The sequence below is a fragment of the Nostoc sp. FACHB-152 genome, from assembly GCF_014697475.1.
Taxonomy (GTDB): domain Bacteria; phylum Cyanobacteriota; class Cyanobacteriia; order Cyanobacteriales; family Nostocaceae; genus Nostoc_B.
The window spans coordinates 1-25,575 of record NZ_JACJRV010000052.1; the positions used below are offsets into that span (position 1 = coordinate 1).

Consider the following 25,575-nt stretch of genomic DNA (forward strand, 5'->3'; position numbering starts at 1 on the left):
AACCGCGTCCACCGCGTTATACCAAAGGCATTTTAGCTAAATATGCGAAGTTGGTTTCTTCTAGTAGCCTCGGTGCTGTGACTGATTTGGATTTGTTTGATCAATAGTCAACAGTATGAAATATTAATTCAAAGATGAGTGGAATCTCAAACTTAGCTGTGAGAATTTCCGACTCATCTTTTGAAATATATATATTCTGATTTATGAACGGCAATCAAACTCCTCGTGGAAGTTGTGGGTGTCTATGAGTGTGGCATTTGCCAAAATAGAAATGAAGATTGTTGCTGCCCATCTTTTACGCAGCTATGATTGGGAAATCTTACCGAACCAAAGTTTGGAGACAGTAAGAATTCCTACAAATCGTCCCAAAGATGGGTTGCGGCTTCGATTTCAGCCTCGGTGAAATTTTCTATGACACCTCAAATAAATCTCAGTTTGCCCCAAGGCGTTTCTCAAAGTTGGCAAAGCGTTCAATATTTTGTCAATCAAGGTGTTAACTCTGTTAGTAATTCAGCACAACACGTTGGACAGTCTTGGCAAGAAACAGCCACAAGCACAACTAGTAAAGCTATTGATGTTGTAACAACGAACCTGGAACAAGCAAAAGGTTCTTTGGAGCAATTTAAGAATACAACATCAGGCGCGATGGAAACTGCGATCGCCTCTTCGATAAAGGACTGGCTAACACAACATCCGGCAATGTCGCGGCTGCTGCAAATGCTCAATTGGGCAGCTATTCATCCAGTTATTAGTTTAGTAATTCTCCTGTTCAGTCTCGCTATTCTTTGGAGTATTATTAACGCTATTATTCGTTTATTTACAACCGCCAGTTTTTCACTTCTGCAAGCACCGTTTAAATTGCTTCTATCGTTAATTAAAGTTAGCTTTTTATTTTTGAATAAAGTTGCTAGATTAGCTTTGCAAAAAAATATTAATTATCAACCAAGAGATAACATATCAACTTTATCGCCTAATAATATTCAAAATTTTTATCTAGGTAAAGAGCAAAGATTAGCAGAAATTTCCTGTCGTTTAGAAGAAATTAATCAAGAGCAAAAAAAGCTTTTGCAAGAAGCTGCTCAACTGATATCTATGGATACAATCAATCTAAAAACGGAAGAAGGTAAAGCTAAAAAAATTGCTTAACTTATTTTAAGCTGATAAAAAAGCTATCACTTAAAAGGTGATAGCAATATATATTGAGAATCATAAATAGACGCAGGGACGTATCGATAGGAATTAAATTCGGCTCTGGCTAATAATTTCATCTTCCTTGCCAGCAGCAAAGTTAGCAAAACGCTGTGCCAAAGGTGGTACAAAAACCAAGGGATTGCTGAACCCAGAAAAAATATGCACACCTTGAAATTCTGGAATAGCAGCAACTACAAAACGTTTGTTACTGAAGGCCACTAAACACTTATGCCAAGTTCCTGATAAATTACCTAAAGCTGGTAAGACTTGCGTGATACTTTTTCTCAGCCATTGTTCACTTGCTTCTACATTGATTTCTGCATAAGGATTGGTCAGCACACGGCTAATTTGTCCTAAGCGCAAACTACCATCTAAAAATTGAACTGCACCAGCATCTAATATTGGTGATGCTATTTCCTTATTAGATTCATCCCACAACTCATCAACTTGAGTAGAAGCCGTTTCTAATTGAAATCTTTGCAAATTAGCTGGCATTACTAAAGTATTTAACCGCAAATCCACAGGCGGAATTTGAATCATTTCTGCGTGGGTAAAATACACCTTTACAGAAATACCTGCTGATTTGAGTAATTGTCGGCTGAGTCCACCAGCACAAACCACAACGTTAGCACTATGATATGTTGCAGTATTAGTTTCAACACCACCTTTAAATATTTGCAAGACTGGGTTAATTTGCATTTCACCGCCAGCACGTAAAAAAGCTTGAATATAAGCTTGTGCTGTTTTTTCAGGATTAATATGACCGTGTTTGACAGTTAAAGCACCGGCGATCGCCTCTTGATTCAGCAGTGGTTCTAACTCACAGGCTTCCTGTACACTGAGTAAATGCGGACTTACTGCACACTGCGCGTAATTTGCGACGGCTGTTTCTGGGTTGCTATCGGCGGAAATTGTCAGTAATAAATCTAACTCTCGCAATTCAATATCAGCGTCTAACTCTTGTGAGAGGATGTTGTAACGGGCGATCGCTTCTTGGCATAATTGGCGAGTCAGTGGTGTTGTACCTGACCAATAAGCCAGTCCACCATAACTATAACGAGTTGCATTTTGCGGTGTGGCTTGTTGCTCTAATAAAAGTACGCTAAACCCTGTTTTCACTAATTCGTAGGCGAGTGTAGCACCCGTAATTCCCCCACCAACAACAATCCAGTCGTAGGTTTTCATTTAATATGTGGCTTGTAGACGACTCAACAAATATTCTCCCGCAAGGATGGGGGGATAGCTGATTGATTCTTTTTGGCAACTTTCTAGACAAGCAATTTCTACATCATCATTAGGATGACAGAAAAAAGCAATAGAATAGCGCGATCGCGTTAACTTTTCATCTTGAGGAATCATTACCCGATGCTTAGTTGAACAAAACACATCATTTGTCCAGCGTTGCATCAAATCGCCAGTATTCACTAATACTGTATCAGGAATAGTCGGTGCCGCAATCCATTCTCCCGCAGTTGTTTGTACTTCTAAACCGCCAACATCATCTTGGAAAAGTAAGGTAATACTGCCATAATCTGAATGCTCCCCAGCACGAACTTGACCGAGTTTAGGAGGTGTTTGTAAAGGCGGATAATGTAGTAATCGCAAGGTATGATTTTGTTGATGATGTCTGATAATAAAAAAATCATCTGGCAATTCTAAAGCTAAAGCAAATGCCTGTAGAATTTTATTGGCTAGTTCTGTACAATCTTGATAAAAAATTAGAATACAAGGGTGATTTGCTGGCAACTGAAGAGAACCTAATTCTGTTTTGCTAAAATTAAAAGCTTCTTTTAAGTCTCCTGGTTGATCAGGGTTGAGGCGTTCTCTTTCAATGCCTACATAACCTGTGTTACTAAATTCATTCTTCCAAGCCAGTTGCTCTTTAACCTCTAAAGGTAGATTAAACAATGATTTACTTTGCGTGAACACTTGGGTAATTAAGTCTTGAGAAATTCCTGAATTTTGTAAATACATGAAGCCAATTTTATGGCACGCATAATAAATTTGTTTCGCTACAGCTTGTTGAGAGGCTGTATCAATATTTATAAAACTAGCTAAATCAATAATTGGGATTTCAAGCATTATAAATATATTTTTATTTATAAGAATTGCTAAGAGTACTAAAAAACTAAAAAAGGAATTTATTTTGCTGAAAATTCTTCAAGTCGAGACTGATAAACATAAATCTCATGTACAAGATTTATTTTTAGAGTATTCTAACTGGACTAACTTAGTTTTCAGCCAGGAATTAAATATTAGTTTCGATGTTAATGCATTTTTAGACCAATATATGGCTCAACTTCACGAATTTATGCCACCAGAAGGACGCTTGCTTTTAGCGCAGTATAAAGGCAAAATAGTAGGCTGCGCTTGCTTGCGTCAAATAGGTGAAGGTGTTGGTGAAATTAAAAGAATGTATGTTAAATCAGAGTTTCGCCAAAAAGGAATAGGTCGCTCCTTATTAGAAAATCTCATCTATGAAGCTGCCAACATTGGTTATTCAACGCTACTTTTAGATACTGCTCCTTTTGCTCAGGAAGCGCAAGCACTTTATCGTTCACTTGGCTTTCAAGATACCGAACCATATCTTGAAAAAATAGAGATTCCCCCAGAATATCGGGAAAATTGGGTTTTTATGGAATTGAAATTGTAATCATGAAAAAGTTTTACATCATAGATTTTCGATTAATTCTATAGATAAGCTTGGGGATTTTTACTATCGAACAATTATTAAGTCAACAATTGACTTTGCAACTTCGACAAACTAAGTTTGCGAAATAAATTTCATCTATACTCATGTGCGGTAAAGATTTATGAAGAAAATTGAACAATATTCAATATAATAGTGTCATTCACACACATAAGTATTTTTGCTTACTGCCATGATAGCGGATGGATTTCCTTGGCTAACCGCGATTATTCTGTTACCACTCGTTGCTTCCATACTGATTCCTGTGCTGCCAGATAAAGACGGCCAGCAGGTGCGATGGTATGCCTTAGGTGTGGCGATCGCGGATTTTATTTTGATGTGCTACACCTTTTGGAATCATTACGATGCGAGCAATGCAACATTTCAACTCGTGGAGAAATATGCCTGGTTGCCTCAGTTAGGTCTGAGTTGGGCAGTTTCAGTCGATGGAATATCCGCCCCACTCGTGCTTTTAGCAGGGCTGGTAACGACACTTTCCATATTTGCGGCATGGCAAGTTAATCTCAAGCCACGCCTGTTCTATTTCTTGATGTTGGTGTTGTATTCTGCCCAAATTGGTGTATTCGTTGCCCAAGACTTACTACTATTCTTTATTATGTGGGAACTAGAACTAGTTCCTGTTTATCTCCTGGTTTCTATTTGGGGCGGTCAAAAACGCCGCTATGCCGCTACAAAATTTTTGCTTTACACAGCTGCCGCTTCAATTTTTATTCTCGTAGCAGGGCTGGCAATGGCACTTTATGGCGACAATACAACCTTCGATATAGTTGAACTTGGTGCGAAGAATTACCCTCTAGCTTTAGAACTGTGGCTATATGCAGGATTATTAATTGCATTTGGTGTCAAGCTGGCGGTTTTTCCTCTGCATACTTGGTTGCCTGATGCCCACGGTGAAGCTTCTGCGCCTGTATCGATGCTTCTAGCTGGTGTACTGTTGAAAATGGGTGGATATGGGCTAATTCGCATGAATTTGGAGTTACTGTCTGATGCTCATGTTTACTTTGCACCAGTACTGGCAACTTTAGGCGTAATCAATATTATTTATGGTGCATTAAACTCCTTTGCCCAGACGAACATGAAGCGTCGCCTCGCTTATTCGTCAATTTCGCATATGGGTTTTGTACTGTTAGGTATAGCATCTTTCACCGATGTCGGGGTTAGTGGTGCAATGCTGCAAATGCTTTCTCACGGTTTGATTGCGGCTGTATTGTTCTTCTTAGCTGGTGTCACATACGATCGCACCCATACAATGGCAATGGATAGCATGGGTGGTATTGGTCAATTAATGCCAAAAGCGTTTGCTTTATTTACAGCTAGCGCAATGGCTTCACTGGCTCTCCCTGGGATGAGTGGTTTTGTCAGTGAACTTCAAGTGTTTGTCGGCATAACTACTAGTGACATCTACAGTTCGACATTCTGCACCGTGATGGTATTCTTAGCCGCCGTGGGAGTTATCCTCACACCAATCTATCTGCTTTCAATGTTGAGACAGGTATTTTACGGCACTGGTGCAGAACTAACTTGTGATATTAATAATGCTGGTTTAGAAAACCAAGAAGATGAGGGAACAGCTTGCTTTGGTACAGATTGTCTCTTACCTACAGAAGCAGTGTATAGCGATGTCAGAGCGCGTGAAGTATTTATCGCTGGTTGCTTTTTGGTATTGATTATTGCGGTTGGTGTCTATCCCAAATTAGCTACGCAGATGTACGATGTGAAAACTGTTGCAGTTAATACTCAAGTACGCCAATCTTACATTCAATTCGCGCAACAGAATCCTCAAATATACGCGAAGAGTTTATTTTCTCCCCAAATTAACGAGCCTGAAGTAGCCCCTGTTCTGGGGATGATCAAGTAAAAGCTTTAACCTTAATATAATTAAGCGATCGCTCAATCAAAAAGCGATCGCTTTTTTTATTTTTAGCTTAAAAAACTATAAAAAAATGAAACCGATTATCCGCACTGAAACACCACAAGATTATGCAGCGATCGCTGAGGTAAATACATTAGCCTTTGGGCAGGAAAATGAAGCTAAATTAATCGAAGCAATCCGACATTCTGATCGCTATATTCCCGAACTTGCTTTAGTTGCAGAAATTGACAATCTTATAGTCGGTCAAATTCTTTTCAGTTATATAGATTTAGTGGACAAAGAAACAATCAAAGTACTAGGTTTAGCACCTATGGCAGTTCGTCCACAATTTCAAAATCAAGGTATTGGCAGCGCATTAGTAAAAGCTGGGTTAGAAATAGCCGCAGCAAAACAAGAAGCCCTTGTGATTGTACTAGGTCATCCTCACTTTTATTCTCGCTTTGGTTTTCAGCCGTCTGTTGTATATGAAATAGAATCTCCCTTTCCAGTACCAGAGGATGTCTTTATGGCTAAACCATTGACAAGCTTTCAGGAAAAATCCAAAGGAAAGGTTGTTTATCCATCAGCTTTTAATGAAGTTTGACAAAGCCCTTCGGGTAGGTAATAGCAGTCATCTTCGTTATAGCGTTGGATCATTTCTAAGAAGGTGCGATCGCCTTTTATACGACTTACGTAAAAACTCTCTCAAACTCTTACTTCTTCGTGTACTTTGTGGCCTTTGTGGTTCGTTCTTCCTGACCCGTGCGTAAGTCCTATTTTATCTCCAAGCATCCTAAAAGACAAATTCAGGCAATTACAAACTATCTGTTTTATTATCTGTTGATGATGGATATAGATATTGCTCATAATCGGGTGTCAAATTTCTTGGCAGAATTAGGTACCCAATAAGAAACACTATTCCTTGTAGAAAAAATAGGATACTACCGAGTAAATAGACCCAACCCATTACTGAACTATTTGCCAGAACTGGAATAATATATCCATTGATGTTAAAGTGCAATACTCCATAACCAAGCCAATTAAACTGAGGCGAAAAGTATAAGTAGGCGCAACACCCCGTTATCAGGCTCCCAATTATAAATGTTATTGCTAGTACTAGAAATTTGAATGTAGTTTTTCCGTCAAACATGACGCTTTTCTTGCTATGAAGCTTAGGTAATTACATTATCAGGCGATCACACTACGCCATTAGCAGCTTTCGTCGGTCTGCTGCATTTGAATTTTTAGACCGCGCTTTGCTGACAAGTTGATAACTTTTCTGCCACTTTCTGCTTGCTTCTTTTGCCAGTCTGCAAACATTGCGTCCAAGTCGTAGTTAAAGGACTTAGCGTGTTCTTCACGAATTTTATGAATTTCAACGAGGATTTCGTCTTGCAACATGGCTGATTCTCCTAATAGTTCGTAGGGAGTACAAATTACGGGTAATTGGTATCCAAAATCAAGGCTAATCTCTGCAAGTTTCCTTTGAATTTGAGCATTTGCAATATGCTTACAGTTCCACGTTAGCAAGTAATCCAGCCCGTGAACAGTGGCTGCTGCAATGTGAACTGCGTCGTCGGACGCTTTTGGAGGAAGATTGCTTCGCGTGAGAAATTGCGCTGCAAGATTTCGTACAGTTTCATTCAGTTCTACTAATGGCACCTCATTAAGAATTTCCAGACGATTAGCCGCAATTTCAGAATCACCCTGTGACACCTCATCCAGGACAACTTGTGAAATGTAAAGTTTGAATGTACTTCTGCGATACTCCCACCACTCTCTCGTAACCTCTATGTTTGCTGCCAGAACTAAATTTCTGGTTGGTCTAGCTGTGAGGTAGCCTAAGATACTGGTTTCAATATAGACAGTTTCACTCATACACGGCAAATCATAAGTAATCATATATCAACCAGATTTACAATCTGGCTTCTGAAGCATGAATTATGCTGTATTCATCCTGAAAAAAATTAGCTAACCAATCTTTTACATTCCGAGTAGCATGGCAATCATCTTCGTTGTAGCGTTGAATTATCTCTAAGAAGGTGCGATCGCCTGTTTCTAACCATTGATCGTACCAATAAATACACTTAGCACCACTGGCTTCTTTATCTCGCCATTCAAAACCCAACCATCGGGCAATTGCTTTTAAGGCATAACTTTCTACAGGTAAAGCAACGCTTTGGATTAATTGTTCGTATACGTCTACAAACCGATTTAATACCGGATTTACTGAAGAATGAGGAGTTCGGTATAACCTAGCCAAACGCTTGACTGTATCATATTCGTACACACAAAAATGATAAATTGGTGCTTCGGGATATTGCCAAACTAAATCTAAAAATTGTCGCCAAACTAATTCTTCTGCTTCTGGTGTTTCAGCTAAAAAAGAATAAAACTGTTGTGTATTATTTTGTCTGTCAACAACCAAAACACCTAAGAGATAATCTAAATCTAAATCTGGTTGGGCTTCTATATCAAAATACAGTTCTATAGGGGCTGTAAATATGATTTCTTCTCTAAGCCGATGATTAGATAAAATTAATGGGCGTTTTTCAATGACAGATTGTGCTTGAGTTACTAACTTAGCGGCTACTATGCTGTCAAACCCAGGCAAGTCTTCCAAAGTAGTGGGGCTTGTATTCGCCAAAGATTCTAATGTTGTGAGAGAAAGGGCTTCGAGTTGGGCGTAGCGAACAGGTGTTACTCCTGGTAATAGCGAGAGGTGTTTTTGTGATTGGGCGATCGCATAACATTGACTATGCCAGTGACAAAGATTGCACTTTTGCCGAGAAATAAACATCTCTGGTGCTTCTGATGACTGTAGCGATTGAATGAACTCCTCCAAAATCTGTAACATTTGTGGTGTCCATTTCGCTAAGTCCACTGGATAGCCATTTTCTTTAGTACGTAATAACAACCACGCTGTATTAGGGCCTACTCCCTGCACTTTTGCCAAGGCTTGGGCGTGAAATGCAGCGACAGCCTGATATTCCTGTTTAGGACGCTTACCCAGTTCTATATTTGCTGGAACATACATCCAATCTCCAAAACAAGATTCTCCCGGCTGTTTAATCAACAAATCTGGACGGCTGAGAAGTGTGTATTTCTCACTGGCTGTCTCTACCCAATCTTGATATTTGCTTAACAGCACTCCCTGGTAAATATACTCAACTCCGCGCTGCATTAATTCTAAAGTCGCCGCTTGTCCAGCTTCATAATCCCTTGGGGGATAGTTTGGTTGTTCATAGGGTAACTCTGCTAAAATGCCCCGTTGATAGGCAATTTTGTCTTGTTGCAATTTGGCTAACAAGTCATTAGGTGCATCTCGCTGGCTTTTATCAGCTTTAATATCTAAAAAAGGTCGGCGTTTGCAGCGTTGGTATTGGAGTAAGTGTTCAGCATTAATCAGCATTCATTTAAGCTAACAATAAATATGGCTTTCTGGCAGTGAAAAAAAGGGAAGAGGGAACAGGAATTATTCTATTGACTTGTCACTGTTTCCTGCCCCAAGGGTTTAGAGTAAAAATATTGAGATTCGGCACATGACTAGTGTTTCTGCTATCCAAACAGATTTGCGTCACCATCGAGAGCAATTTCCAGCTTTAGCTAATAAGATTTATTTTAACTATGGAGGACAAGGCCCGTTACCAAAAAAGGCGATGGATGCGATTATCCAAGCTGAGACTTATATTCAACAGCTAGGGCCATTTGGCAATGAAGTCGGACGTTGGATAGGTTCACATACTCAAACTATCAAACAAGCGATCGCATCGGAGTTAAATACAACCCCAGAAACCATCACCTTAACTGAGAATGTCACGGTAGGCTGTAATATTCCCTTGTGGGGAATTGATTGGCATTCTGGCGACCATCTGCTGCTTTCTGACTGCGAACATCAAGGGGTAATTGCCGCAGCCAAAGAAATTGGGCGGAGATTTAATGTAGAAGTTACCACTTGTCCTTTAATGGCAACTTTAAATGAGGGCGACCCTGTGGCGGTTATTGCCGAACATTTACGCCCCAATACCCGCTTAGTGATTCTCAGCCACGTCCTTTGGAATACTGGTCAAGTTTTACCCCTAGAAAAAATTATAGAAGTATGTCGAAAGAATAATTCTTTAGTATTAGTTGATGCTGCCCAATCTGTTGGTTTATTGCCTTTAAACCTAACTCAATTGGGGGCAGATTTTTATGCTTTTACAGGTCATAAATGGTGGTGTGGCCCGGCTGGTGTAGGTGGTTTATATATTAAACCAGACGCATTAGAAAAACTTGCACCAACATTTATTGGTTGGCGTGGCGTAATTAAAGATAGCCAAGGTCAGCCGATAGATTTCTTAAGCGATGGGCAACGATATGAAGTTGGTACATCAGCTTATTCCTTTTATGCTGGGTTAGTAGAAGCGATCGCACTTCATCAGCAATGGGGTACAGCCGAGGAACGTTATCAGCAAATTTGCCGCAACAGTGAATATCTCTGGCGTAAATTATCAGCCTTACCTCAAATTAAATGTCTCCGAACTTCCCCACCCGAAAGCGGTTTAGTCTCGTTTCAATTTGTCGAACATAATTCCCAAACGAGTGCTAAGTTAGTGCAATTTTTAGAGACAAATAAGATATTCACCCGCACCATTGCTAAACCTGACTGCATCCGCGCGACTGTTCACTACTTTACTTTAGAGTCAGAAATTGACCAGTTGATAGAACAAATAGAAGAGTTTAGTCAGTAGCCATTGCTCATTTGTTACAAGTCTTTCTAAGCTACTTATCAATTAAAGAAATAGCTGCTTGAGAGGCTAAAAGTTGTAAAACTTCCAAACGAGAATTTGTAAAGACTCCTGTTGATAAATCATTCTCTAAATAAAGTAAGCCAATGAACTGGTCTTGATGAATTAGAGGACAGCAATAGATAGATTTTGCTTGAGTTTTGAGAATATAAGGGTCATAAATAAAAATCCCCTCAACTGTGGCATTATTTAATATCACAGTTTTTTGTGTTCTCTCAACATAGTTAATCACTGAAACAGGTAATTCTGGCAGCAATTCTGTTTTTGGCGGTGACGGCAGCAAGCATACTTCATATTCTAAAGATGCTGAAGTTTTATTGGTGATTGGTTCAAGTTCGTTGTTAACTGATAATATTGAGCGATCGCTAACAGCTACAGGTTGTAATTTTCCAGCTTTTGATAACAACAAAACACCTTTACAAGCACCAGTAGATTCGATAGTAACTTGCATTAATTTAGCTAGCAATGTGTCATAATCACTTGCCGAGGTAATTACTTGTAAAGCTTTGGCAATTGCGGCTATATCTAGTGCGCTTGTATGTATGGTTGATTTAGCAGTAACTATAGTTTGGCTAATATCAATGTTCAGATTTTCTCGTTGGAGAATTCTAGAAAAGAATTCTGGATACCTTGATTCTAAATTTTTGACTTTTGCTGTTGCTCCCCAACGAATATAACTATAGTAAGACTTAATGAGATAAACTTCTGCGATCGCTTCTTGATTACTAGCAAAATAAAACTCCGATGCTAATTCATTCGCTAAGGCTTCTTCTTGAATATATCCGGCTTTTTCTGCACCTTGAATAGCTGCTTTGTAATGAGCGATCGCTTCAGTATAATTGCCTAAAACTCGTGCTTTTTCAGCTTCAACTAGCACATATTTATGATAATAGTTTTCTGGAGCTTGTTCTGCCCAAGTTGCCATCTTTTGCTGATTATTTTCAACCTTTTGCAAAAGATGCTTTTGTGCTTTTGGATTTGACTGATTATTATAACTAGCTAACAGTGCCAAAGAATAGTAAAAATTATGCACTGGCAATGTCATAAACCCCAAAATACTTGCTTTATATTTATCTGCCAACTCTGCATTTTCTACAGATTTATCATACTCTTTAAACAAATACAGCAGCATGGCTTTGTAGAAATAAGTCATGAACAATGAAGTCCTGACATTTGCTGACTGAAAAATTGGCAGCATTTCATATTCATTAAAAGTATCGCCAATTAAACGGCAGGGATTGGCTGATTCACCTAATAAATTAGCTACCGTTTGTCTGACTGTACTAATTGAATGAATGACATATTTTTGTTTCAGCTTCAGCATTAAATCAATATATTGTTTTTGGGAAGCATTAACGGTTTCTAAATCCTCACCAAGTAAAAATGTATAGTGACAATAATTAATACTGCTGTAACCTGCATATTCTATATCACCCGCTGCTAAACTCATTTGTAAAGCATCTACAAAAGCTGGAATTGTTTCTCGACTATGCTCTTTCCAATGGCGAATAAAAGCATTAAATATATTGACAACTTTGCATTTTAATTCTGTGTTATCAAACCGCTCTAGCAGCTTCATCGCTAGTTGCCCAAATTCATATCCAGACTTAATATCTCCTAATGCACCGCATAGCAGCCAGCCATAAAGAGCATATCCATAAGCAGCCTGGGGAGAATTGCCATACCGTACACTCAGATTAACCATCTTAAATGTTACGACTGGGAATAAATTTGGGGTTGTTAAATAAGCTGGCACAAGAACTGTAATTAAAACCCGCATTGCCGCAATTTTATGGGGATCTGTCATTTCTGGCAACTGGGCTAAATTATCAATTCCTTTGGCTGCGACAATCATTTTAGTTATCAGCGAGTTACCTATAATATTTAAATTACTAGGTGCTTTAGGCAGAGAAATACCCAAAATTTTCAATGCCTCTAAGGCAGCATTTATCGCCTCTAACATTTGGTTTTGAGCAATATAAAATTGAATTTTGCTTTCGTAGACTTTGATTTTGTCTAGAGGTTTTTTAGCTTTAGCTAAAACAATATCTGATAATTTTTTAGCTTGCTCATAATTGGTATTGAGGTACTCAGCTTCTATCGTTGCAGTATAAAGATTAAGGGCTAAATCATAATTAGTAACCCAAGCTGTTTTGGAAATTAGTTTTAAACCAATATTTAAATACTTGACAGCAGCTTCATAAGCTGTTGCTCGTTTGGCTTTAGAACTAGCGATTAAATTAAGATAAGCTAGATGTTCTTTGTCGGCTGGCTGACTGATCAATTCTCTGCCAATATTAAGCTGATTAACAATATCAAAAATATTCTCTTTTAGGGCTGAATCAGGAGTATTATGCAATAAAAAGCGACCAATACGCAAATGAGTTTTTTGCTTCTGGTCATCAGGGATTAAAGAATATACTGCTTGTTGCACGCGATCGTGTAAAAATTTATAGGTAATTTTGACATCATCTATCTGCCCATACTGCTGTTCTAGTTTTTCGGCAAACATGGGAATTTTATCTGCTTGGGAGAGGGGCAAAATTAAGCCAGATTGCAGGGCTTCCCACAATAAATTAGCAGTATCTTTTAACGATGTTTTATTAACAACTGCTAGATTTTCTAAGGTGAATTGATGACCCATACAAGCAGCTATTTTCAATACTTGTATGGTTGAATCTGGTAATTTTTGCAGATTGCGTACAAGTAATTCTACGACACCATAATCTGTAATTCCTTCTGCTTGAATTTGCTGTATTTCCCACTGCCATTGTTTAGTATTAAAGTTAAATTGCAACAAACCTTCAGAATATAGTGTTTGTAGCATTTGCATTAAATAAAACGGATTACCTTGAGTTTTATGATAAATTAGTCGAGCTAAATCTCTTACCTTTTCGTGGTGAATATTATGTACACAACCACTATTTATAGGCTTGTTGAAAGTATCAATAATGAATTCATATACATTATCAAATGTTAATAGCTGAAGCACAATATTCTGCACTTCAGATTTGCGGTAACGAATTTTTTCAATTGTAATGATGCTAGGATGATTTGGGCTAACTTCGTTATCTCGATAAGCAGCTATTAATAATAAATATTTGCTATCTGGATTGCAGATGACGTTCTCAATTAATTTTAGTGATGGTGCATCGGCCCACTGCAAGTCATCCAAAAATAAAACAAGTGGGTGTTCTGGTTTAGCAAAAATATCAAAGAATTTTTGAAAAACGCAATCTAAGCTATTTTGAAATTCTGTAGCTCCTAGTTCAGGTATAGGCTTTTGAGTACCAATAATATTTTCTACTTCAGGAATTACGTCAATAATTACTTGAGAATTTGCGCCTAATGCTGTTAAAAGATTTTGTTTCCAAAGGGCGATTTTTTCGGGACTTTGAGTTAATATTTGCTGAATTAAAGTTTGAAAAGCCTGAATTAAGGCTGCATAAGGAAAATTTTTCTGAGATTGATCAAATTTGCCGGAAATAAAATATCCTCGTTGGCGAACTATGGGTTTGTGAATTTCATTAACGACACTGGTTTTTCCAATTCCAGAATAGCCAGAAATCAGGATCATTTCTGTACTACCATTGCTAACTCGCTCAAACGTTTTTAGAAGCGATCGCACTTCTTCTGTGCGTCCGTAGAGTTTTTGTGGAATCAAAAATTGCCCAGATTGATCTAATTCTCCCAAGGTAAATTTCGTGATTTCACCTTGAGATTGCAACTGATACAAACAAGTTTCTAAATCTGCTTTCAAACCCAGAGCATTTTGATACCTATTTTCAGCAGTTTTAGCCATTAACTTCAGCACAATGTCCGACACTGCTTTAGGAATTTCTGAGTCAAGTTCATGGGGTGGTGTTGGATTTTTTGCTAGATGACAATGTATTAATTCCAAAGCATCAGTACTTGTAAACGGTAACTGACCCGTCAACAATTCATAGAAAGTGACACCAAGAGAATAAAAGTCTGTGCGGTAGTCAATTGACCGATTCATTCTTGCGGTTTGCTCTGGTGAAATATAAGCAAGAGTTCCTTCTAGCTTTTCAGGATTGTTGATGGAAGGGTTTTCTTGAGACAGCCGAGAAGCAATGCTGAAATCAATTAACTTAACTGTCAAACTATCCGGGTCTAAAAGGATATTTTGGGGGTTAATGTCTTTATGAATAATATAATTTTTATGTATGCTATGTAAAATTTCAGATAGCTGAATTGCAATAGGAAGAAATGACAAAACTGGCAGTTTTCCTAAAGTTAATAATTGTTGAAATGATATGCCCCAAAAATCTTCTAAAATTATGGCTAAATTGTTTCCATAATGCTCTAAACTATATACTTTAGCGATTCCTTTGATATCGGATAAAGTCTGAAGAATTGTATATTCATGGCGTAGTCTTGTTATCTCTTCTAAGGTTGGATATTCAGAATTAATAGTTTTAACAATAACTGTAGAGTAGTCTGACTCTCGCCGTACACGATAAATAGCTGTATCTATGCCTTCATGCAGGCAATCGTTGAGTAAATAACCAGGCAGATTGAAAATCATTTTTTTATTAATTTCTACTGTTTTAAAATTTTATTTGCCAATTGTGAGTATCTTATGAAGAGTAAATATTTAGTAATAAATCTTCATAGGCAATCTGTTATAACAGAAACTTATTGTTCTGTTTGCCAGTTTTTTTACACTAGGTCGAAATTATGTGATTTTTGCATAGTAATTGTAATAGTTGAATCTATACTATTTCTCAAACTAAGGAGAAATTATAAGATATGCAAATTGATTAATTCCTCTTTTACTACTGACAGTAGGGAACAGGTAACAGGGTTGAAAGACTATTGATATTTGGCTTTGTTCTGAAAATTTGTACCTCCTTTAGCTGAAATCTGCTGTATATAATCGTGTTAGCTTTACCCATACACCATTATTAGTGACCGAACTCCGAAGAAATACTTATCGTTAGTAGTCTAAAAAGCAGTAATTTTAATATGTCCAAATGTGATTTAGCATTTGATTTAAACTGTTAGGGCAGTTCGCAATAGTATGATTGTTTTGTTCGACAAATTAAGTGTAAACAAGTTAAATACTAGTCTTAATTAGTCATGTTTTAAATTTATAAACAAAAAATAAATAAATTAGGAAGTTGATAAAAAAGTTAATATTTTTTAAAAATATCAAATAAATTCAGAACTTGTCCCCCTCTTAACCTCCACATGAAACGCCCCATTTTATACGTAGCCATAACTAACCACGGCTTTGGCCATGCTACTCGTACCGCATCTGTGGCTGCAACTATTCAAAAGTTGTGTCCAGACTTGTTGTTAATTATGGTGACAACTGCGCCACGTTGGTTATTAGAGTCTTATATAGAAGGTGATTTTATTCATCGTCCCCGCGCTTTTGATTTAGGTGTGGTACAGGCTGATAGTTTGACAATGGATAAAGCAGCGACTTTAGAAAAATTACTAGATATTAAAAAGCGGCAAAATTCTTTAATAGCTTCAGAAGTTAATTTTATTCGCCAAAATCGAGTGGATTTAATCTTGGCTGATATTCCTTTTCTTACACCTTTATTTGCAAAAGCAGCAGGAATTCCCTGTTGGATGATGAGTAATTTTGGTTGGGATTTTATTTATAAAGATTGGGGAGGTGAATTTATAGCGATCGCAGATTGGATCAGTGAATGTTATTCTAAGTGTGATCGCTTGTTTCGCCTACCGTTTCACGAACCAATGCAGGCGTTTCAAGATATCACGGATGTCGGCTTAACCGGTGGTTCTCCCCGTTACCCTAATGATGAATTACGCTCTACTTGGGGGATAACTGCACAACAAGAGAAAACTATTTTGCTGACTTTTGGTGGCTTAGGTTTACAACAAATTCCTTACGAAAACCTGCAAAATTTTCCAGATTGGCAATTTATTACCTTTGATAAATCTGCGCCTGATTTTACTAATTTAGTCAAGGTGAATGAGAGTAAATATCGTCCTGTAGATTTTATGCCAATTTGTGGACGAGTAATTTCCAAACCTGGGTACGGAACTTTTTCAGAAGCAACACGCTGGGAAACACCTTTGGTGACAATTCCACGTGATGATTTTGCAGAAGCAAGTTATCTATTAGAAGGAATTACTAATTATAACTATCATCAAATTGTTACACCCGCAGAATTTTTTGAAGGTGATTGGAACTTCCTCCATAAACTACCTCAACCACCAAGGCAAACCCAACCCATTGCTAAGGATGGAAATGAAGCGATCGCTCAAGCTATTATCAACAAAATAGGAAGTTCAGGAAAATAGCTATTAACGGTAAGGATACACATGGCGCATCTCAAACCGACATTGTTCCCAAAGTGGTAACAAGGATTGTTTCGCAGCATTTAGTTGGCCTTGAGAATAGTTAACTTTACCATTTTCAATTATCCAAATAAATACACGTGTAATTAAGTCAGCTTGCAAACTACTTTCATACTTAATATTATTTATTCTGGCTACTTGTGCATCTAACAAGTTTATAGCATCTGCCAAACTATTAATTTCCAAATCTTTAGATGTATTTACCCAATGTAGCCTGTGCAAACTTTTCGTAATATAATCTATGCCTGTGATAGTATAATCGGTATTTCTGATTAAATTTGTAAATACCTTATAGTAATTTTGTAAGCAAGAAGCTGTAATATTTTCAATATAAATATTTAGCCATACTTGTAGCTCTCTAAGATAATGTAATAAATCTTTTATATCATTTATTTCTTTAATACTTGTATGCTGATTTGGAGCATCTATAATATTTTGATTTAACTCAAATTCTAATACTTGATGTTGTTGAGAGTAATAATTGATAACTTTAGGGATAAAAGTTTCTATCAACCAAGTTTTAGTATATTTCGCAGTCCAGGTTCCTCGTGGGCCAATGTCTTCTTGCCAAGAGCTTAGCTTACTTCTTTCTAAAGTCGCTAGATGAACATCGTTGACTTCATACAATATATCAACTTGGTTATTAGATAATGTAGAGCAAGAATTACCAAGCATTGGGAGAATAAAGGCATGATCACGAATTCCCCGACTTACACGAATTGAGGTATTTCCTTGGTCAAATAAATGCCATTCTGATTTGCCTTGAGCATAATTAAATTTTTTAATAAAATTATGCATCATTTTCCATAATTTGAAGTCTACAGAAAATAAATGAAACCCTCGCGTTTTAGGGAACTCTACAAATTTAAAATTCCATGTTTCTAAGTTAGTTTCAAATTCGATAATTGTCTTTTTATATTCTTGGCAAATAACATCTACACATAAACATAAGTCTGCTGCTTCTAACTCAGATAAAAATATTTTTATTGCTCCTAAGTTAACCTCAAAAGTATCTACATCTATTTTATTGATAAAACGACGACAACCCCATTCAGGTTTAGTCTGTAGTCCTATCATTAATTGTCCTAAAATCTGTTGATGGTTGAGAGTAATTTGTAAACCTCTTAAATTGATATTGCTAAATCGAATTAGACAGTGACCTTGACTGAATGCTTGCGGTAAACTACATTCAATTAAAACTTTAGGTTTAACAATAACTAAGAGATGGTTTTCTTTAATTAGACAAGGCTCAAACTCCGATTTTTCTAAAAATATACCAAATTCTGAATGCCGTCTTAAATATTTTTCTATACTGTTAAATTTAGTATATAAATTATTAAATGTATTTTTATTAGCTTTTCTAAGTTGATTAAAATTCAGCTGCTGATAAAAATTTTCAGCTATTTGTGTATTTCGCAAGGTATCAATAATGGTATCAAATACAATTTCTTCTCGATGGTAATTAATTTTTTTTAAAACCTTTATTTCATAAGCATTTGTAACAACAAAAAATAAAGGCTTAAGGTATCTACTATAAAATTTTGCTTGTGTAATAGCTTCTTGAAAATATTGTGTATTTGGTGATAAATAAATAATAATTACCAATGATGTTTCTGAATTTTGCCGAACAATATCATCGGTTGCAAAATAAATTTGAGCATTTTTGAGTTGTTTTGCTGGATTATCTAAATCATAAGTTGCTAAAGTATACTTACTCTGCCGACATGAATCAGGGTAGTCTAAATGCTGAAACATCGGCAAAATAAACTTTTTTTCTACATCCTCTTCGGTTTGTAAAGTCCGAATATCAAAAGCTTGTATCCACTTAATAAATAATTGCAGCGAGTCGGGAATATACATTAGATAATCTACTGCTTGATGCATTAATTAGCAATTTATCAAGTCAGTTTGTTAAAGATAGTAATTGTAATTACTCCACCAATTGCAGTAGAGATTTCAAATTTTTGCAAAAATATCTGAGAAATTCTATGTGCATTTATACAAAAAAATTAGGGAACATAACTGCCCCCTGTGCTTACTTGTTATATTCGCCTGGAAAGTCAACTTTATACTACAGCAGCGACTTTCTCTAACAACCCTTGAAATAAACTTAACCCATCGTTATCACCTAGCATCGCGTCCGATGCCCTTTCTGGGTGTGGCATCATTCCCAAGACATTGCCTTGTTTATTGCAAATCCCCGCGATATTTCTGAGTGAACCGTTGGGGTTCTCTCCTGCATAGCGAAAGACTACTTGGCCATTGTCTTCTATCGCTGACAAAGTGGCTTTATCGGCATAAAAGCGTCCCTCTCCGTGGGCGATAGGTAGGGTGATGACTTTACCACTTGTGTAAGCTTGTGTCCAAGGAATATTTGTATTTTCGACTTTTAACGGGACGCGATCGCAGATAAAATGCAAATCTCGATTTCTCGTTAATACCCCAGGTAAAAGTCCTGCTTCAGTTAATACCTGAAAACCGTTACAGATACCTAGAACAAACTTACCCTTTTGGGCGTGTTCAATCACTTGCTGCATTACAGGCGAAAATCGGGCGATCGCACCACAACGTAGATAATCGCCATAACTAAACCCACCAGGGATAATAATTACATCCAAATCAGCAATGTCAGTTTCTTGATGCCAAACCATGCGAGTTGGTTGACCCAACAAATCTCTGGTGACATAAGCAACATCGCGATCGCAATTAGAACCGGGAAAAACAATAACACCGAATTTTGTCATTGGTTATTAGTCATTGGTCATTAGTCAATTGTCATTTGTGGGGATTAGGGACTAAAGATAGACTAGGGATAATTTTCTAGCCCCTAACCCCTAGCCCCTAATCCCTAAAACACTCCCGTCTGCGTTTCGACCTCAATTAAATCAAAACGATAATTTTCGATTACAGGATTTGCCAACATCTGGTCACAAATGCGCTCCAGATCTTGACGCGCTTTACTCTCATCCTGAGATATGATGGTGAATTCTATGTACTTACCAATCCGCACGTGGTCAACAGTTTCGTATCCCATTTGCCTGAGACCAGATTGTACAGCCACACCAGCAGGATCTAAGACTGAAGGACGAAGAGTTACATGAATTTTAGCTAGATACTTCCTTTGCACAGTTTTTTTGCTGAATGCTGCGATCGCTATACTATAACTTTCTGTCCCAACTGAGTGAAAATAAGATTATGCAGCAGTTAAAGTTAATTTATTAGATAGCCAGTATGACAGCTTCCACTACAGAGGCGAATTTAAACTATTGCCTATGACAGCCATACGTACCCGCAGTCAAGAGCGGATTTTAAACCTTCTAAAAAGTATTAAACAAGGCATTTCTGCCCAAGATATTTACATAGAATTGCGTAATCGCAATCAGAATATGGGTTTAGCCACAGTTTACCGCTCTTTGGAAGCTTTAAAACTGGAAGGCTTGGTGCAAGTCCGAACTTTAGCTAATGGTGAAGCCCTTTATAGCCTAGCGCAACAAGACAAACACCATCTAACTTGTCTACAATGTGGCACCTCAATTCCCATCAATCAATGCCCCGTTCACGACCTAGAAGACCAGTTACAAACCAGCCATAAGTTTAAAATTTTTTACCATACCTTGGAGTTTTTTGGTTTGTGTGGTCAATGTCAGGTTAGTCAATAGTCCAGGGTCAATAGTCCAAAGTCCTTTGTAAAACCATTGACCATTGACTATTGACCGTTAACATCTGATATTGGCTTAGTAAACAAAGAGTTAGAGTCCGTTTGAGTATCAGATACTATTGAGCGAATGCCCTCGAAAGTCGCCGGAATGGTGCGGGGATCCATAAACATGACTTTGCTGCTACCGCTTTTACCAATAGTCGCACCCATATCTAAATAACCCAAAGCAAACAGAACTTCTAAAGCTTTACTAGCATTGGCGTTAGTATTGATTTTTTGGGCAATAATTTCTGCTGACTCAGCAATGGCTTGGGCTTTGAGAACTTGCTGTTGGCGTTCAGCTTGGGCTTTCAGAATGATCGCTTTTTGTTCAGCCTCAGCGTTTAAAATTACTGATTTTTGCCGGGCTTCTGCATCTAAAATTTGGGCTTCTGCTTTACCTCTAGCACTATTAACTGCTGCTTCCCGTTCACCCTCAGAATTTAAAATGGCTGCCCTTCTGCGTCGTTCTGCGGACATTTGCATTTCCATTGATTCTCGGACTGCTTGGGAGGGAATTAAATCTCGCAGTTCTACCCGTGTTACTTTCACACCCCAAGGATCTGTGGCAATGTCTAAATCTCGTAACAAAAGTTCGTTGATTTGAGAACGGGCGGTAAAAGTTTCATCTAACTCTAGCTGTCCCATTTCTGAGCGAATTTGAGTTAGTACTAAATTTGTCATTGCCAACTGAAGATTTTCTACCTTGTAGCAAGCTTTTTCCATATCAACAATTCGCCAGTACACCACTGCATCTACTTCAATCCCAACATTGTCGCGGGTGATACATTTTTGTGGCGGAATATCTAAAACTTTCTCTCGGATTGTTTGTTGATAGACAATTTTATCTAAAAAAGGCAGAACAAAATTTAGTCCTGGTTCTAGCTTTTTGTTATAGCTACCTAATCGTTCTACTAAAGCTTCATTACCTTGATTGATAACTTTCACAGAACCTGCAACCGCAGAGCCACCAAGGGCTAAAAAGATTAGTAAAAAAAACTGTTCCACTTTGAATCTCCTAGTTATTAAATCTTATGAAATGTCGCTCAAAGAACTATTGACTATTGACTAAGAATGCAATAAGTTTTCTGGCATCACAATCAATGTAGTGCCTTCTCTCCTGATTACATAAACTCGTTGATGGGGAGCAACCTCAAGTTTGTCATCATCACATCGAGCGCGCCACGAATTACCTTCATATAGCACTCGCCCCGTTTTACCTGCCGGAATTTCTGTTAAAGTTTCCGCTATAATTGCATCTTGAATTTTCGACTTACGTCGTCGCGGTTGCAAAAATCGCCGGGATAGTAACACCAACATTGTGGAAAGCAAGAGCCAAATTGCTACTTGCAGCCATAAAATCAAACCGAACTGGGACAGTAGAGCCACAACAAAGGCACTGATTCCCATCATGAAAGCCACAAAAGCTGACGGTAAAAAAAGTTCCAATAAACACAAAACCGATCCAGCTAGGAGCCAAACTAACGTATAACTTGGCATAGCGCCATCCTAGACACTACATTTACCAGAAGCATTGCTGAAATTAGATCCATTTAGAAACTGATTTTTTACAGAAAGCAAACCTTCGTCTTAGGAAAATTAATATTAATTCAATAGCAACATATAGCCAGAGGTATACAAATCGAGTTTATTCTAGCCAGCAAGTATTGACCGCAAATTTTAATCGAAATTCATGAGTTGATTTTTGGGAAATTGATAGTTTATATGATTTCTAGTGAAAGAATAATTTATTGCATAAATCCAACGTGCGATCGCCCAGCTAACTCTATAGGTGAGCGAACTTGTACCAATTGTCAAACTCCCTTAATTTATCGTTACCTCTGGGCTACTGGTGCGTTAGCAGCTAATATTACACCAGAAACAAAAGTAGGCGATCGCTATGAAGTAATTACGCAGCAAATCTGGTTAGATACTCAACCAGGACTACCACCAGCAGCCCCACCAGATTTACCCCAAGAAGTCATACCCTACTTAAAACTATATCAACAGCATTTACATCTTCCCCAAGCCTATGGGTTCGCCCCTTCCCCAACAGATGGCGATGATATTTTTTTACTAGAAAATGCGCCTATAGATGAGACAGGTAATCTTTACCCAACCATAGCCGAAGCTTGGGAACAAGCCACAGCAGTTAGACAAGTTTATTGGTTATGGCAGATTCTCCAACTTTGGCAACCATTATCCCAATTAGAGGTTGAACAAAGTTTACTAATTGCAGATAACTTACGAGTTCAAGGTTGGTGTGTGCGCCTGTTAGAACTTCAGCCAAACCCAACTGATGAAAAACTCAACTTGCGTGAGTTAGGGCAATTTTGGCAACCTTGGATAGCATCAGCGCAACCACAAGTTGTTCCAGGCTTGCAAAAAATAGTTGAGCAAATGTTTAATGATGCAGCAGATTTAGAAACCATTACCACACAACTAAATACTTTCCTACTTTCATCAGCCGCAGAATTACCCCTTAGCCTGAGGGTTGCAGGTACTACAGATACAGGGCCAGAACTAGGACAAAACGAAGACAATTGTTATCCAAACACAAATGAACCCTATGACCCACTAATACCAAGGTTGTCGATGGTTTGTGATGGCATTGGTGGGCATCAAGGCGGTGAAGTAGCCAGTCAAATGGCAGTACAATCATTAAAATTACAAATTCGTGCCTTATTAGCAGAAGTTGCACAACAAACTGAACCTGTATCACCAAACTTATTGCAAGAACAGTTAGAAGCCAGCCTGCGAGTAGTCAATAATTTAATCTGCGCCCGCAATGACGAACAGAAACGTCAAGGGCGAGAACGTATGGCGACAACCTTAGTAATGGCGTTGCAATTACCACAACGAATAGCCACAATCTCTGGATGGCACTCAGATAACGCTCATGAACTTTATTTAGTCAGCATAGGAGATAGCCGTGCTTACTGGATAACTCGCAACTACTGCCAGCTACTAACAGTTGATGATGATGTTGCATGGCGAGAAGTTCGCTTTGCTAGAAGTTTATATCGCCAAGCACTCCAGAGGCCAGATGCAACAGCGTTAACTCAAGCATTAGGCACTAAAGATGCAGAATCTCTGCGGCTGACAATTCAACGATTCATTATTGATGAAGAAGGTTTATTACTACTGTGTTCTGATGGTTTAAGTGACAATAATTGGGTAGAAAACTCCTGGCAGGATTTCGCCATACCTATACTTACAGGCGAAGTTTCAGTTGAAGAAGTTGTCCACGATTTAATTAATCTGGCAAACCAAAAAAATGGTCATGACAACACATCAGTTGTTCTAACTCTTTGTCAGCTTTCTAAAGAATACTTAGTGCCAGTGATTTTATCCTCACCCACCGTAGAGATTATAGAACCAGAAATACCAGAAGTAGAAGAACCTGCTTTAGCTCAAAGCAGTCAAGCTTTGTTAGATCTAGATTTAACTGAGGAACCAATCCCACCAACACCCAGCCCATTACCAATTCAAAAACCCCGCCGACAACCTAAACCATTAGTCCTGGTTGGAGGACTATTAGCTGTGTTAGTTGGAAGTACAAGCTTGGGATTATTAGCTTGGTGGCAACTGAATCCACAAACATTACAACAGATGTGTCAAAAATTACCTCAAACAGTGCAGTCTCTCTGCCCTCGGTCTAAATAATATTATTTAACTTTCAGGTAATTATAAAAAATAGGTAGTAAAGGAAGTCTAAAAGTAATTTACATTTGAGATTTAAAGAATAAGTTTATTTTGAGTAACCTGTGTAGGAGATTCAAATAAATATATTGCCTATTCCCTATTCCCTATTGCCTGCCTCCACAAGTAGTTTATAAATCAAATAAGAATGCTATATCATCTATTGATTTTGATATTGCCTAGCTAATACACGCTAATGTGAGACACAGTAGATAGGAACAGGATATCCATTTGTTGTAGAATTGAAACTGTTGTTAAATAGCACAGCAAAATTATAACGAGTCTTTACTAGCTCGTTAGCTTACTAGTCCTCAACAATCGCTTATGAGAGAACTCAGAGCGTAAGCAAGTGCATTGAATAGGTAAAAGCAGTGATGCATTTGTTGGTGACTAACCATTATCAAAGCCTGCATGGGCAGGCTTTGTTTGTATCACAGTTGCAGATGCATAAAACATCGCGTCTGTCTAGATGAAATATGAAAAATAACTGTTGCTGACAGTCTATTTTTCAATAAGTAAGTTCGATGAGGGATGGCTGTGGAAGTTGTTGTAGAACCGCAAAAGTTAGGTGTAAATATTGTTATGAAAGTTGGCGATCGCGTCCGTGTAAATCAATCGGTAGTAGTCTACCATCATCCTGAACATCGCGGTAAAGCTTTTGACATCAAAGGCTCAGAAGGCGAAATCGTGGAGGTAGTGACTCAATGGCAAGGTAGACCAGTAAGTGCTAATTTCCCATTCTTAGTCCAGTTTAGTAAAAAATTTAAAGCTCACTTACGAGATAATGAGTTAGAAATCATTTAATTTTCTCATAAGCGGCGAAACCACCTAAAAATATTTAGTTCGCCGCGCATTTTTTGCAGTTCTTGACGATGCATTTCTGCTGTTGTGTAATACCATTCACAATAACGTTTAAATTCTAAACGTCCCTGAACTTCGTGGTAAAATTCGCGGGTTGTTTGATAAGCACTAAAAGTTTCTTCAACTTCAGGTTGAGGTGCAGGGATAATCTGAGGTAATTCTTGAGACATAATTTATAAAAAATTAACTTTCGTTTATTAGTGCGGCCAGCAAAATTCTCATTACTATTTCTAATTCTTCAGTAACTCGGTAAAGGTTAATTCCTTGTTCAATACTTTGCGTCTGTCGATATAAAATCCCAAACTGCCAAATATTTCCTGTTGTCACTGCTCCTAATATTTCTGTTTGGCTAGAATCAGCCCACTTGTCAAGGGCTATCATCTCAGTGGCTAGTTGCGTGAAACCTTTATTTATA

The 25,575-nt window shown here is 37.9% G+C and carries 22 protein-coding genes; 10 read left to right on the top strand and 12 right to left on the bottom strand.

The genetic code is table 11. The annotated features are described in order from the left end of the window. The first annotated feature begins 244 nt into the window (after positions 1-244). Together H6G76_RS25050 and H6G76_RS25055 are read left to right on the top strand one after the other, a co-directional pair. Complete coding sequence (locus H6G76_RS25050; protein ID WP_313934830.1) at positions 245-403, top strand: hypothetical protein; 159 nt, start codon at positions 245-247, stop codon at positions 401-403. Between the two features lie 8 nt (positions 404-411). Next, entirely contained in the window at positions 412-1,146 is a 735-nt protein-coding gene (locus H6G76_RS25055) for a hypothetical protein (RefSeq protein WP_190707132.1), read from the top strand. 93 nt (positions 1,147-1,239) lie between these two features. Here H6G76_RS25055 and H6G76_RS25060 read toward each other — a convergent pair whose 3' ends face one another. After that, positions 1,240-2,376 carry an FAD-binding oxidoreductase gene (locus H6G76_RS25060; protein WP_190707134.1) on the bottom strand — a complete coding sequence of 379 codons (1,137 nt, stop codon included), beginning with the start codon at positions 2,374-2,376 and terminating at the stop codon, positions 1,240-1,242. Then, entirely contained in the window at positions 2,377-3,273 is an 897-nt protein-coding gene (locus H6G76_RS25065; protein WP_190707137.1) for an isopenicillin N synthase family oxygenase, read from the bottom strand. A 64-nt stretch (positions 3,274-3,337) separates the two neighbouring features. On the opposite strand from H6G76_RS25065, the gene H6G76_RS25070 reads away from it, so the two are divergent. From H6G76_RS25070 to H6G76_RS25080, 3 genes are all read left to right on the top strand, one after another. Continuing rightward, on the top strand, positions 3,338-3,844 hold the full coding sequence (locus H6G76_RS25070; RefSeq protein ID WP_190707139.1) for a GNAT family N-acetyltransferase: 507 nt from the start codon (positions 3,338-3,340) through the stop codon (positions 3,842-3,844). 229 nt (positions 3,845-4,073) lie between these two features. Beyond that, positions 4,074-5,759 (top strand): NAD(P)H-quinone oxidoreductase subunit 4, encoded by a 1,686-nt coding sequence (locus H6G76_RS25075; RefSeq protein ID WP_190707242.1) that lies wholly within the window; start codon positions 4,074-4,076, stop codon positions 5,757-5,759. Between the two features lie 85 nt (positions 5,760-5,844). Then, positions 5,845-6,357 (top strand): GNAT family N-acetyltransferase, encoded by a 513-nt coding sequence (locus H6G76_RS25080; RefSeq protein WP_190707142.1) that lies wholly within the window; start codon positions 5,845-5,847, stop codon positions 6,355-6,357. Positions 6,358-6,962: 605 nt separating this feature from the next. On the opposite strand, the gene H6G76_RS25085 is transcribed toward H6G76_RS25080, so the two are convergent. After that, entirely contained in the window at positions 6,963-7,631 is a 669-nt protein-coding gene (locus H6G76_RS25085) for a type II toxin-antitoxin system VapC family toxin (protein ID WP_242056510.1), read from the bottom strand. Between the two features lie 37 nt (positions 7,632-7,668). Then, positions 7,669-9,165: a TM0106 family RecB-like putative nuclease gene (locus H6G76_RS25090; protein WP_190707145.1), complete on the bottom strand. Its 1,497-nt coding sequence runs from the start codon at positions 9,163-9,165 to the stop codon at positions 7,669-7,671. A 130-nt stretch (positions 9,166-9,295) separates the two neighbouring features. Between H6G76_RS25090 and H6G76_RS25095 the strand changes: the two genes are divergently transcribed. Beyond that, on the top strand, positions 9,296-10,483 hold the full coding sequence (locus tag H6G76_RS25095; protein WP_190707148.1) for an aminotransferase class V-fold PLP-dependent enzyme: 1,188 nt from the start codon (positions 9,296-9,298) through the stop codon (positions 10,481-10,483). 31 nt (positions 10,484-10,514) lie between these two features. On the opposite strand, the gene H6G76_RS25100 is transcribed toward H6G76_RS25095, so the two are convergent. Then, positions 10,515-15,089: an AAA family ATPase gene (locus tag H6G76_RS25100; RefSeq protein ID WP_190707151.1), complete on the bottom strand. Its 4,575-nt coding sequence runs from the start codon at positions 15,087-15,089 to the stop codon at positions 10,515-10,517. A 665-nt stretch (positions 15,090-15,754) separates the two neighbouring features. Here H6G76_RS25100 and H6G76_RS25105 point away from each other — a divergent pair. Beyond that, on the top strand, positions 15,755-16,843 hold the full coding sequence (locus H6G76_RS25105) for a glycosyl transferase (RefSeq protein WP_190707154.1): 1,089 nt from the start codon (positions 15,755-15,757) through the stop codon (positions 16,841-16,843). Between the two features lie 3 nt (positions 16,844-16,846). Here H6G76_RS25105 and H6G76_RS25110 read toward each other — a convergent pair whose 3' ends face one another. From H6G76_RS25110 to purS, 3 genes are all read right to left on the bottom strand, one after another. Continuing rightward, positions 16,847-18,784, bottom strand: a complete 1,938-nt coding sequence (locus H6G76_RS25110) for a type I restriction enzyme HsdR N-terminal domain-containing protein (RefSeq protein WP_242056511.1) — start codon at positions 18,782-18,784, stop codon at positions 16,847-16,849. Positions 18,785-18,966: 182 nt separating this feature from the next. Continuing rightward, positions 18,967-19,644, bottom strand: coding sequence for a phosphoribosylformylglycinamidine synthase subunit PurQ (purQ, locus tag H6G76_RS25115; RefSeq protein ID WP_190707157.1), 678 nt, complete (start codon positions 19,642-19,644; stop codon positions 18,967-18,969). A gap of 104 nt (positions 19,645-19,748) precedes the next feature. Beyond that, on the bottom strand, positions 19,749-20,027 hold the full coding sequence (purS, locus tag H6G76_RS25120; RefSeq protein ID WP_190707160.1) for a phosphoribosylformylglycinamidine synthase subunit PurS: 279 nt from the start codon (positions 20,025-20,027) through the stop codon (positions 19,749-19,751). Between the two features lie 145 nt (positions 20,028-20,172). Here purS and H6G76_RS25125 point away from each other — a divergent pair, with 145 nt between their 5' ends. Then, positions 20,173-20,559, top strand: a complete 387-nt coding sequence (locus H6G76_RS25125; protein WP_190707163.1) for a Fur family transcriptional regulator — start codon at positions 20,173-20,175, stop codon at positions 20,557-20,559. Between the two features lie 47 nt (positions 20,560-20,606). Here H6G76_RS25125 and H6G76_RS25130 read toward each other — a convergent pair whose 3' ends face one another. Both H6G76_RS25130 and H6G76_RS25135 read right to left on the bottom strand, forming a co-directional pair. After that, positions 20,607-21,605: an SPFH domain-containing protein gene (locus H6G76_RS25130; protein ID WP_190707166.1), complete on the bottom strand. Its 999-nt coding sequence runs from the start codon at positions 21,603-21,605 to the stop codon at positions 20,607-20,609. 60 nt (positions 21,606-21,665) lie between these two features. Then, complete coding sequence (locus tag H6G76_RS25135; protein ID WP_190707169.1) at positions 21,666-22,097, bottom strand: NfeD family protein; 432 nt, start codon at positions 22,095-22,097, stop codon at positions 21,666-21,668. A 225-nt stretch (positions 22,098-22,322) separates the two neighbouring features. Here H6G76_RS25135 and H6G76_RS25140 point away from each other — a divergent pair, with 225 nt between their 5' ends. Together H6G76_RS25140 and H6G76_RS25145 are read left to right on the top strand one after the other, a co-directional pair. Next, complete coding sequence (locus tag H6G76_RS25140) at positions 22,323-24,263, top strand: protein phosphatase 2C domain-containing protein (RefSeq protein ID WP_190707172.1); 1,941 nt, start codon at positions 22,323-22,325, stop codon at positions 24,261-24,263. 567 nt (positions 24,264-24,830) lie between these two features. Continuing rightward, a complete protein-coding gene (locus H6G76_RS25145; RefSeq protein ID WP_190707176.1) occupies positions 24,831-25,103 on the top strand; it encodes a ferredoxin-thioredoxin reductase variable chain in 273 nt (90 codons plus the stop codon). 5 nt (positions 25,104-25,108) lie between these two features. Here H6G76_RS25145 and H6G76_RS25150 read toward each other — a convergent pair whose 3' ends face one another. Both H6G76_RS25150 and H6G76_RS25155 read right to left on the bottom strand, forming a co-directional pair. After that, positions 25,109-25,330, bottom strand: a complete 222-nt coding sequence (locus tag H6G76_RS25150) for a hypothetical protein (RefSeq protein WP_190707179.1) — start codon at positions 25,328-25,330, stop codon at positions 25,109-25,111. Between the two features lie 13 nt (positions 25,331-25,343). After that, the gene (locus H6G76_RS25155) at positions 25,344-25,541 is read right to left on the bottom strand and encodes a hypothetical protein (protein WP_242056512.1); all 198 of its coding nucleotides are present in this window, start codon (positions 25,539-25,541) and stop codon (positions 25,344-25,346) included. Positions 25,542-25,575: the final 34 nt, after the last annotated feature.

Coding starts and splice junctions, on each gene's coding strand:
- H6G76_RS25060 (WP_190707134.1), bottom strand. CDS start 2,376: ATGAAAACCTACGACTGGATTGTTGTTGGTGGGGGAATTACGGGTGCT.
- H6G76_RS25075 (WP_190707242.1), top strand. CDS start 4,074: ATGATAGCGGATGGATTTCCTTGGCTAACCGCGATTATTCTGTTACCA.
- purQ (WP_190707157.1), bottom strand. CDS start 19,644: ATGACAAAATTCGGTGTTATTGTTTTTCCCGGTTCTAATTGCGATCGC.
- H6G76_RS25080 (WP_190707142.1), top strand. CDS start 5,845: ATGAAACCGATTATCCGCACTGAAACACCACAAGATTATGCAGCGATC.
- H6G76_RS25150 (WP_190707179.1), bottom strand. CDS start 25,330: ATGTCTCAAGAATTACCTCAGATTATCCCTGCACCTCAACCTGAAGTT.
- H6G76_RS25065 (WP_190707137.1), bottom strand. CDS start 3,273: ATGCTTGAAATCCCAATTATTGATTTAGCTAGTTTTATAAATATTGAT.
- H6G76_RS25155 (WP_242056512.1), bottom strand. CDS start 25,541: ATGATAGCCCTTGACAAGTGGGCTGATTCTAGCCAAACAGAAATATTA.
- H6G76_RS25140 (WP_190707172.1), top strand. CDS start 22,323: ATGATTTCTAGTGAAAGAATAATTTATTGCATAAATCCAACGTGCGAT.
- H6G76_RS25095 (WP_190707148.1), top strand. CDS start 9,296: ATGACTAGTGTTTCTGCTATCCAAACAGATTTGCGTCACCATCGAGAG.
- H6G76_RS25050 (WP_313934830.1), top strand. CDS start 245: ATGAGTGTGGCATTTGCCAAAATAGAAATGAAGATTGTTGCTGCCCAT.
- H6G76_RS25110 (WP_242056511.1), bottom strand. CDS start 18,784: ATGCATCAAGCAGTAGATTATCTAATGTATATTCCCGACTCGCTGCAA.
- H6G76_RS25055 (WP_190707132.1), top strand. CDS start 412: ATGACACCTCAAATAAATCTCAGTTTGCCCCAAGGCGTTTCTCAAAGT.
- H6G76_RS25085 (WP_242056510.1), bottom strand. CDS start 7,631: ATGAGTGAAACTGTCTATATTGAAACCAGTATCTTAGGCTACCTCACA.
- H6G76_RS25100 (WP_190707151.1), bottom strand. CDS start 15,089: ATGATTTTCAATCTGCCTGGTTATTTACTCAACGATTGCCTGCATGAA.
- H6G76_RS25145 (WP_190707176.1), top strand. CDS start 24,831: ATGGCTGTGGAAGTTGTTGTAGAACCGCAAAAGTTAGGTGTAAATATT.
- H6G76_RS25105 (WP_190707154.1), top strand. CDS start 15,755: ATGAAACGCCCCATTTTATACGTAGCCATAACTAACCACGGCTTTGGC.
- H6G76_RS25125 (WP_190707163.1), top strand. CDS start 20,173: ATGACAGCCATACGTACCCGCAGTCAAGAGCGGATTTTAAACCTTCTA.
- H6G76_RS25090 (WP_190707145.1), bottom strand. CDS start 9,165: ATGCTGATTAATGCTGAACACTTACTCCAATACCAACGCTGCAAACGC.
- H6G76_RS25135 (WP_190707169.1), bottom strand. CDS start 22,097: ATGCCAAGTTATACGTTAGTTTGGCTCCTAGCTGGATCGGTTTTGTGT.